This is a genomic window from Pseudomonas sp. 21615526 (genome assembly GCF_013386245.1).
GTDB lineage: Bacteria > Pseudomonadota > Gammaproteobacteria > Pseudomonadales > Pseudomonadaceae > Aquipseudomonas.
Genome location: NZ_JACAOM010000011.1, coordinates 56,052 through 64,461, shown reverse-complemented (window position 1 = coordinate 64,461; position 8,410 = coordinate 56,052). Strand labels below are relative to the sequence as shown.

The window sequence follows — 8,410 nt, the reverse complement described above, 5'->3', positions numbered from 1 at the left end:
GGTCAGCCAGGCGTTGAACAGCCTGGCGAATCAGCAGCAGGGCCTGATGGATCAGTTCAGGGTTTGATGAGTTGCGGGATACTCCGGCAATCAGCCCGAGTATCCCGTAGCAGCTGTCGAGCCTTGGCGAGGCTCGACAGCTGCTACGGTTTGTTTTCAATGGCGGCGTGGCAGGTCGATGATGACCTTTAACCCGCCCAGCTCGCTCTCCTGCAACAGAAGCACCCCGCCCCACACCTCGACAATATCCCGCACGATCCCCAGCCCCAGACCATGCCCGTCAGTCTGCTCATCCAACCGCGTGCCTCGGCTGAACACCTGATCACGCTGGCTCTCGGGAATCCCCGGCCCGTCATCTTCGACAGCCAACCGAAAGCCTTCTGGGGTTTCGCCGATGCTCAACACAATCTCCGCATCCGCCCATTTGCACGCGTTGTCCAGCAGGTTGCCCAACAGTTCCAGCAGGTCTTCGCGGTCCCACGGCAATTGCAAACCGGGCGGCACGCGGTAACTCAAATCCAGGTGTTCGCCGTGGATCATGTTCAGGGTCGCGAGCAACCCCGGTAATTCGCCGTCGCAATCGAACAAGGCACCCGGCAGTGTCTCTCCGGCCAGGCGGGCACGATTGAGTTCACGATTAAGCCGTTGCTGCACCTGCTCCAACTGTTCCCGCAGCAGCTTGCTCAGTTGCGGATGGTCCTTGAGCTGTTCGCTGGATGCCACGCTCAGCAACACCGCCAACGGGGTTTTCAAGGCATGGCCGAGATTGCCCAGGGCATTGCGCGAGCGCTTGAGGCTGTCTTCGGTGTGGGCCAGCAGATGGTTGATCTGCGCCACCAGCGGCTCCAGCTCCACCGGCACCTGGGTGTCCAGTTGCGAGCGCTGGCCCTGCTGCAGTTGGGCGATCTGGTTGCGCGCGGTCTCCAGCGGGCGCAAGGCGCGGCGCACGGTGACCCGTTGCAGAATCAGGATCAGCAACAGCGCCGCCAGCCCCAGCACCAGGCCGATCTGGCGCATCAGCCGAAAGCTTTCTCTGACGGGTGTGTAGTCTTGGGCCACGCTGATGGAAATCGACTGGCCAAACCGTTTGTAGTCCGAACGCAGTACCAGCAACTGCTGGCCTTCCGGCCCCAACTGCAGGTTGCCCTTCAGCCCGGCGTGGGGCAACTGCGGCAGTTCCTGGTCCCACAGCGAGCGGGAACGCCAATGGGTATCGGCAAAATCGATACGGAAATAGTGCCCGGAAAACGGACGCTGGTACGCAGGAGACAACCGCTGCTCATCCAGTTGCACACCCGCCGGCCCGCGCACCAGCGCCACCAGCAGGTTCTCGCTGTCGTTGCGCAAGCCGGACTCCAGGTAACGTTGCAGGCCCATTTCGAACAGCCACAGGCTGGTCTGCGCCAGCACCAGGCCGACGATCACCATCACACTGATCAGCCCCAGGCTCAGGCGCCGCTGGATCGACTTCATGCCGGGCTGGCACCAAACCGGTAACCCTGGCCGCGCCGGGTCTCGATCACGCTGCGGCCCAATTTGCGGCGCAGGTGGTTGACGTGGACCTCCAACACATTTGAGTCACGCTCGGTCTCGCCATCGTACAAATGTTCGGCCAGGTGACTTTTTGAAAGGATTTGCTCGGGGTGCAGCATGAAGTAACGCAGCAGCCGAAACTCGGCCGCGGTCAGCTGGATCTCCTCGCCATCACGCATCACACACTGGCGACCCTCATCCAGGTGCAAGCCGGCAGCCTGCAAGGTGGGCTGATTGGCGTGGCCATGGGAACGACGCAGCAAGGCCTGGATACGCAGGTGCAGCTCTTCGGGATGGAACGGTTTGCTGAGGTAGTCGTCGGCCCCGGCCTTGAGCCCTTCGATGCGCTCGGCCCAGGAGTCGCGGGCAGTGAGGATCAGCACCGGCGTGGCCAGGCCGGCGGCACGCCATTGCGTCAACACCTCAAGCCCGGGCAAACCCGGCAGGCCGAGGTCAAGGATGATCAAGTCGTAGGGTTCGCTGCGCCCCTGGTACACCGCATCGCGCCCGTCCGCCAGCCAGTCGACGGCATAGCCCTGGCGATTGAGCCCGGCCATCAACTCATCGGCCAGGGGTACGTGGTCTTCCACCAGCAGCAGGCGCATCAGTCGTCTTCCTTGTCTTTGAGCAGTTGACCGGTGTTGGCATCGAGTTCGATCTCGCGCACCACGCCTTCCACCGTCAATAGTTCGATTTCATAGATATAGCGCACAGGGCGATCCTTGTGCTCTTCAAGCTCGGCGTCCAGCAGCTTGGCGCCCGGGTAGCGCTCGAAAGCCGGGCCCAGCAGATGCTCAAGCGGCGCGATCACGCCCTTCTGGCGCAGGCGCAGCGCTTCATCCTGGCCCAGGTCCCGAGCGGCCAGGCCTGAGCAAAATGCCAGGAGCACCAGCGCCACTTGAACGCTGGTGCGTAGATTTACCTTCATTACGTATCCTGATGATCCTTGAGGACGGCGCCGGTGACGGCGTCCAATTCCAGGTCCCACTCGACGCCCTGGGCGTCGCGCAGTTCAACCTGATAAAGGTACTTGCCGTATTCCTCTTCAAGCTCGGTTTCATGCACGGTGGCGCCGGGATGTTTGGCCAACGCCGTGGCGTTGAGCTTCTCGAAAGACACAATGGTACCAGCGTCGCGCAACTTCAGTGCTTCGTCCGGCCTCAGGTCGCGAGCCTGGGCGACGCCTGCGGTGAGGGCGATGATACTGCTGGCGATCAAGGCTGTGAGGGTTTTCATGGTGAGTCTCCGTTTCGGGATATTTTGCCTACGGGGCTCACGGTACTGGATCCAACTTAACTGAAACTGAATTGCCACCATGGCAATTCTCTGCGAGACCTTTGCCTGCAACCGGGCAAGATTTTCTATACTGCCCTGCTCGCGGTAAATGAGACCGGTATGACTGCTATCCATATGAAGTTCCCCGCCTTGACCCTCAAGGCCGGTAAACGCGCTTTTGCACGCATTCGTGAGCAGGGGCTTGCGCCTGCGGACGTCGGCATCCTTCCCGGCGCTGCCGGCGGGCCCAAGGCGCTGGGCATCCAGGGTCTGGACCTGGCGCTGTTTGGTGACTGGCTGCCCCGGGCGCCCCGCGAGCGTGCGCTGATCGGCGCCTCGATAGGCTCCTGGCGGTTTGCCAGTGCGTGCCTGCCCGACCCGGTGCAAGGCCTGCTCGACCTGGGCCGGCTGTACAACGCACAAAGCTTTGCCAAAGGCGTGACCATGGCCGAAGTCAGCCAGAGCTGCGTGCGCATGCTCGATGACTTGCTGGCCGGCCGCGATGCCCGCGTGCTCGACAACCCGCACTACCGGCTGAACATCATGGTGGTCAAAAGCCATGGCCTGCTCGCCGACGATCATCGCGGTCGGCTTGGTTTGGGGTTGTCCTCGGTGATCGCCGACAACCTGAGGGGCCGCGCGCGGTTGTCCCGGCACTTCGAACGGCTGATCGTCCACGACCCACGCCAGGCGCCACCGCTGCATGCGCTCAAGGATTTCCCGTCGCGCTTCCTTGATCTGGAACTGGGCAACCTGCGCCAGGCCTTGCTGGCGTCGGGCTCGATCCCCATGGTGATGCAAGGCGTACGCGACCTGCCGGGTGCGGGCCAAGGCACTTACCGCGATGGCGGCCTGCTGGACTATCACCTCGACCTGCCCTACCACGGCGATGACATCGTGCTGTACCCGCACTTCACCGACCGGGTCATTCCCGGCTGGTTCGACAAGGGCTTGCCGTGGCGCCGCGCCAATCAACAGGGTTTGCAGGATGTCCTGCTGCTGGCGCCGTCGAAGGAATACCTGGCGCGACTGCCCCACGGCAAACTGCCGGACCGCAGTGACTTCAAGCGCTTCATGGGGGATGACCCGGGCCGCAACAAGTACTGGCAAACCGCAATGAGCGAAAGCCAGCGGCTGGGGGATGAGTTTCTGCAACTGGCCGACAATGGCCAATTGGGCGAACGCCTGCTGGCTCTCTAGCGCCCTCTCCGTAGCAGCTGTCGAGCCCAAGCGAGGCTGCGTCGGCAGCACCTCGGTTTGTCAGACAAATCGCAAACGCAGCCTCGCCATGGCTCGACAGCTGCTACGCGGTATGCGCGCGGCCGCGACAAACTGTTAAACTCGCCGCCTGCCAGACACCTCACCGAGCTGAAAAACCCTGTGGAAATCTTCAAAGAGTTTACCTTCGAGTCCGCCCACCGCCTGCCCCACGTTCCGGAAGGCCACAAATGCGGGCGCCTGCATGGCCATTCGTTCAAGGTGGCGATCCACCTCAGCGGCGACCTCGACCCGCACACCGGCTGGATCCGTGACTTCTCGGAGATCAAGGCGATTTTCAAGCCGCTCTACGAACGCCTCGACCACAACTACCTCAACGACATCCCGGGCCTCGAAAACCCCACCAGCGAAGTGCTGGCCAAGTGGATCTGGAATGAACTGAAACCGCTGTTGCCGGAACTCAGCGCGATTCGCATCCATGAGACCTGCACCAGCGGCTGCATCTATCGCGGCGAATAAGCCGGCGATGTAAAAAACCACCCTTGCGGTGGTTTTTTTATGCCGGAGACTCCCTTACAGTCGTGGCCTCTTCTACAGGAAGCGCTGCGATGCCAACCCATATCCGCCCCGCTACCGGCGACGATATCGCCGCAATTGAAGCGATCGTCCACGCCGCCTACTCCCCTTACATCCAGCGAATCGGGCGCAAGCCAGGGCCGATGCTGGATGACTATCGCCAGCAGGTCGCTGCCGAACGGGTGCATGTGCTGGAGAGTGCGGGCCAGGTCCGCGGCTTTGTCGTACTGATTCATCACGATGAGTACCTGCTGCTGGATAACCTGGCCGTCGACCCCGGTGCCCAGGGCTTGGGTTACGGGCGCCTGTTGCTGGGCTTCGCGGAAGGCCAGGCCAGGCATGGCTCCATCCGTCTCTACACCAATGAAGCGATGACCGAAAACATCGCCCTGTACACCCGCAAAGGCTATGTGGAAACCCACCGGGCCGAGGAAAACGGCCTGCGTCGGGTCTACATGCAAAAAGACCTCGCCGCCTCGCACTGAAGGAGCTCCCATGGAAAACACCTGGCTGGCCCAGGCCAAGCGCCTGCAAGCATTGGCCTCCACGGGGCTGCACTTCTGCACCGATGACTTCGAGCGCGAGCGCCTCGAGGAAATCGCCCAGATTGCCCACAGCATGCTGGCGCAATTGGGCGAAGTACCGCTGGAGCGCATCACTGGGCTGGTGCCGGATTTCGCCAAACGTTATTCGACGCCCATGATTGATGTGCGGGGCGCAGTGATTGACGGTGACCGGATCCTGTTGGTCCGCGAACTCACGGATGGCTGCTGGGCATTGCCCGGCGGTTACGCGGATATTGGTTTGTCGGCGGCTGAAAACATCGTCAAGGAAATTCGCGAAGAGGCCGGGCTGACGGTCACGGCCAAGGCGCTGTACAGCGTCACCCACAAGGCTAAAGGCTTGTACCGGCCGGATATCCGGGACTTCTACAAACTCTACTTTCTGTGCGAACGGGTTGATCAACTGGCGCCGGCGGCCGGTTTCGAAACCACCGAAGTTGGCTTCTTCAGCCTGGACAATCTGCCGCCGCTGTCCCGTGGCCGCACCATTGAAAGCGACCTTGAGGCCGCTTTTGCCTTTCATCGCGGGCAGACCACTCACACCCTGTTCGATTGAATCACGGGTGATCCAATTTGTATCACCCTGCACCGCTTTCGCGCCTGAGTGGGCAGAAAGACCAATCCCGCCTGCGTGTTTCTCCTGTTTGGCTATAAATACTGTGCAACCTGCACAGTCCTGACCGTGCGCCCATCACTGCCTCGCACTTGGCACGACGGGTGCAATAGGCCTGCGTCACTCATTCAGGGAGAACGGCACATGACGCAGAACGAACCGGGCAATGACTACCCTCTCAGCGAGGTGCCCATGCATGCCCGCAAAGGCCTGGCCTCCACCGCCATGGTGCTGCTGGGCTTTACCTTTTTTACTGCGACCATGTTCGCCGGCGGCAAGCTGGGGGTGGCCTTCAGCTTTACCCAGATGCTCGGCATCGTGGCCCTGGGTAACCTGCTGTTGGGTATCTACGCCGCAGGCCTGGGTTACATCGCGTTCAAGAGCGGTTTGAACTCGGTGCTGATGGGGCGCTTCTGCTTCGGTGAAGTGGGCAGCAAACTCAGCGACTTGATTCTCGGTTTTACCCAGATCGGCTGGTACGCCTGGGGCACCGCCACCGCAGCCGTAGTACTGGGCAAGTATTTCGAGTTGAGCCAGGGCAGCGTACTCGGGCTGATGGTGCTGTTTGGCATGGTGTTCTGCGCGACGGCCTACGTGGGCTATCGCGGGTTGGAGATTCTGTCCTACATCGCCGTGCCGGCCATGGGTATTTTGTTGTTTCTGTCGATGTGGGTCGCCACCGTCAAGGTCGGCGGGCTCGATGGACTGCTGGCGGTGGTGCCGACCGGTGAGCTGGACATGTCCACGGCTATCACGCTGGTGTTCGGCACCTTTGTCAGCGGCGCGACCCAGGCTACCAACTGGACGCGGTTCTCACGCTCGGCCAGGGTCGCGGTGCTGGCCAGCCTGATCGGCTTCTTTATCGGCAACGGCTTGATGGTGTTGATCGGTGCCTATGGCGCCATCGTCTACCAGCAGCCCGACGTGGTCGAAGTGTTGCTGCTGCAAGGCTTCGCCATGGCGGCCATGGCGATGCTGTTGCTGAATATCTGGAGCACCCAGGACAACACCATCTACAACTTCGCCGTCGCCGGCTGCAACCTGCTGCGCACCAAGCGCCGCAAAACGGTGACCCTGGCCGGTGCGGTAATCGGCACCCTGCTGGCGTTGCTGGGCATGTACGACATGCTGGTGCCCTACCTGATCCTGCTGGGCACGGTGATCCCACCGATTGGCGGGGTGATCATGGCGGATTTCTTCTATCGCTACCGCGGCCACTATCCGCGCCTGGCCGATACACGCCTGCCGGCCTTCAACTGGCCAGGGCTGATCGCCTATGCCGTGGGTACGGTGCTGGCCTTTCATTCACCCTGGGTGGCGCCATTGGTGGGGATCGTGGCGGCGTCCCTGACCTACATCGTGCTGACCAGCGTATTGCGGGTGCGGGCACCTTTGGCTGACGTCCAGGCATGAGCCTGACAGTCGCCGATGTGCTGGCCTTGCCCGGCCTTGAATCGATGTGCCTGCGGGCCGGGGAAGCCGGCCTGGAGAACACGGTGCGCTGGCCCTATGTCGCAGAAAACAGCGGCATTGCCGAATGGGTGCTGGGGGGCGAACTGGTGTTCGTCACCGGTATCAATCACCCACGGGACGAGGCCAATCTGTTGGTGCTGCTGGACGAAGCCTGTCAGCGCCAGGTCGCCGGCCTGGTGATCCTCACGGGGCCGGACTATATCCAGGCGATTCCCCAGCGTTTGCTGGAAGCGGCGCAAGCGGCGGGCATGCCGCTGATCGAACAGCCTTACTCGTTGAAGATGGTACTGGTGACCCAGGCCATCGGTTCGGCGTTGATCCAGTCGCAGCAGTTGGGGCGCTCGCGACACGATGTGCTGGAGCGCCTGCTGGCCGGTGATTATCAATCCCTGGATTTGCTGCTGCACCGCGCTGCGCAGTTGGACATGCCGCTGGCCGGCCATTGGCAACTCGTCCAGTTGCAACTGGACGGCAGCGACGCGCTGTTTGCCCAAGGTGAGGCGCCAGTGGTCGAGGCGCAGCTTGCCCGACAACACGATGCGATTACCCGCCGTCTGCGCCAGTTTTCTGCGCAGCATCCGTCGCGCCCGCCCGTGCTGGGGCGTGCCGGACAATGGACGTTGCTGCTGCCTGCGATAGACGCGGGTGCGGCATTGGCCAACCGTCAGTTGTTGGCGGGTTGGTTGAAGGCACTGAATCTGCGCCTGGCACCGTTGAAACTGTTTATCGGCCTGAGTGCTGCCCCGCACCCACCCGCGCGCCTGGCCCAGGCCCTGGATGAGGCGCGCCAGGCATTGGCCGCTGCGCGACGGTTCAGTGAACGCGCCGGGCTGTGTGTCTACGATGAGTTGGGCGTGCTCAAGCTGCTCAGTGGCGTACGTGATCGCGCCCTGCTCGATCAGTTCCTCAACGAACGCCTGGGGCCGCTGCTGCGCCACGACCTGCACCATGGCCCAAGCCTGATGCCGACCCTGGAGGCCTGGTTCCACGAGAATGGTAACCTTGTGGCCGCAGCCCAACGGCTGGCGGTTCACCGCAACACCCTGACGCACCGCGTCCAGCGTATCGAAGCCCTGTGCGGGCTGACGCTGGACAATGCTTATGACCGCCTGGACATCGGCATCGCGCTGATGATCTGGCGGCTGTCTGCCTGACTGTT

The 8,410-nt window shown here is 62.2% G+C and carries 10 protein-coding genes; 6 read left to right on the top strand and 4 right to left on the bottom strand.

Annotated elements, in window-relative coordinates:
* Positions 1-156 precede the first annotated feature (156 nt).
* From HX786_RS04895 to HX786_RS04880, 4 genes are read right to left on the bottom strand one after another with little or no spacing between them, the layout of a single operon-like run.
* Entirely contained in the window at positions 157-1,473 is a 1,317-nt protein-coding gene (locus tag HX786_RS04895; protein ID WP_008432791.1) for a sensor histidine kinase, read from the bottom strand.
* Positions 1,470-2,138: a response regulator transcription factor gene (locus HX786_RS04890; protein ID WP_003219550.1), complete on the bottom strand. Its 669-nt coding sequence runs from the start codon at positions 2,136-2,138 to the stop codon at positions 1,470-1,472. Before HX786_RS04890 ends, HX786_RS04895 begins: the two co-directional genes overlap by 4 nt.
* On the bottom strand, positions 2,138-2,461 hold the full coding sequence (locus tag HX786_RS04885; protein WP_102369441.1) for a PepSY domain-containing protein: 324 nt from the start codon (positions 2,459-2,461) through the stop codon (positions 2,138-2,140). Before HX786_RS04885 ends, HX786_RS04890 begins: the two co-directional genes overlap by 1 nt.
* Entirely contained in the window at positions 2,461-2,769 is a 309-nt protein-coding gene (locus HX786_RS04880; protein ID WP_178911786.1) for a PepSY domain-containing protein, read from the bottom strand. Before HX786_RS04880 ends, HX786_RS04885 begins: the two co-directional genes overlap by 1 nt.
* Before the next feature lie 159 nt (positions 2,770-2,928).
* On the opposite strand from HX786_RS04880, the gene HX786_RS04875 reads away from it, so the two are divergent.
* The 6 genes from HX786_RS04875 to HX786_RS04850 all read left to right on the top strand — a co-directional run bounded on the left by HX786_RS04875 (position 2,929) and on the right by HX786_RS04850 (position 8,405).
* Positions 2,929-4,008, top strand: coding sequence for a hypothetical protein (locus HX786_RS04875; RefSeq protein WP_003219547.1), 1,080 nt, complete (start codon positions 2,929-2,931; stop codon positions 4,006-4,008).
* A gap of 180 nt (positions 4,009-4,188) precedes the next feature.
* Entirely contained in the window at positions 4,189-4,545 is a 357-nt protein-coding gene (gene queD / locus HX786_RS04870; protein WP_003190259.1) for a 6-carboxytetrahydropterin synthase QueD, read from the top strand.
* A gap of 89 nt (positions 4,546-4,634) precedes the next feature.
* Positions 4,635-5,087: a GNAT family N-acetyltransferase gene (locus tag HX786_RS04865; RefSeq protein ID WP_178911785.1), complete on the top strand. Its 453-nt coding sequence runs from the start codon at positions 4,635-4,637 to the stop codon at positions 5,085-5,087.
* Between the two features lie 10 nt (positions 5,088-5,097).
* Complete coding sequence (locus HX786_RS04860; protein WP_178911784.1) at positions 5,098-5,721, top strand: NUDIX hydrolase; 624 nt, start codon at positions 5,098-5,100, stop codon at positions 5,719-5,721.
* 201 nt (positions 5,722-5,922) lie between these two features.
* Positions 5,923-7,191, top strand: coding sequence for a cytosine permease (codB, locus tag HX786_RS04855; RefSeq protein WP_177055333.1), 1,269 nt, complete (start codon positions 5,923-5,925; stop codon positions 7,189-7,191).
* Entirely contained in the window at positions 7,188-8,405 is a 1,218-nt protein-coding gene (locus tag HX786_RS04850) for a PucR family transcriptional regulator (RefSeq protein WP_177067154.1), read from the top strand. Before codB ends, HX786_RS04850 begins: the two co-directional genes overlap by 4 nt.
* Positions 8,406-8,410: the final 5 nt, after the last annotated feature.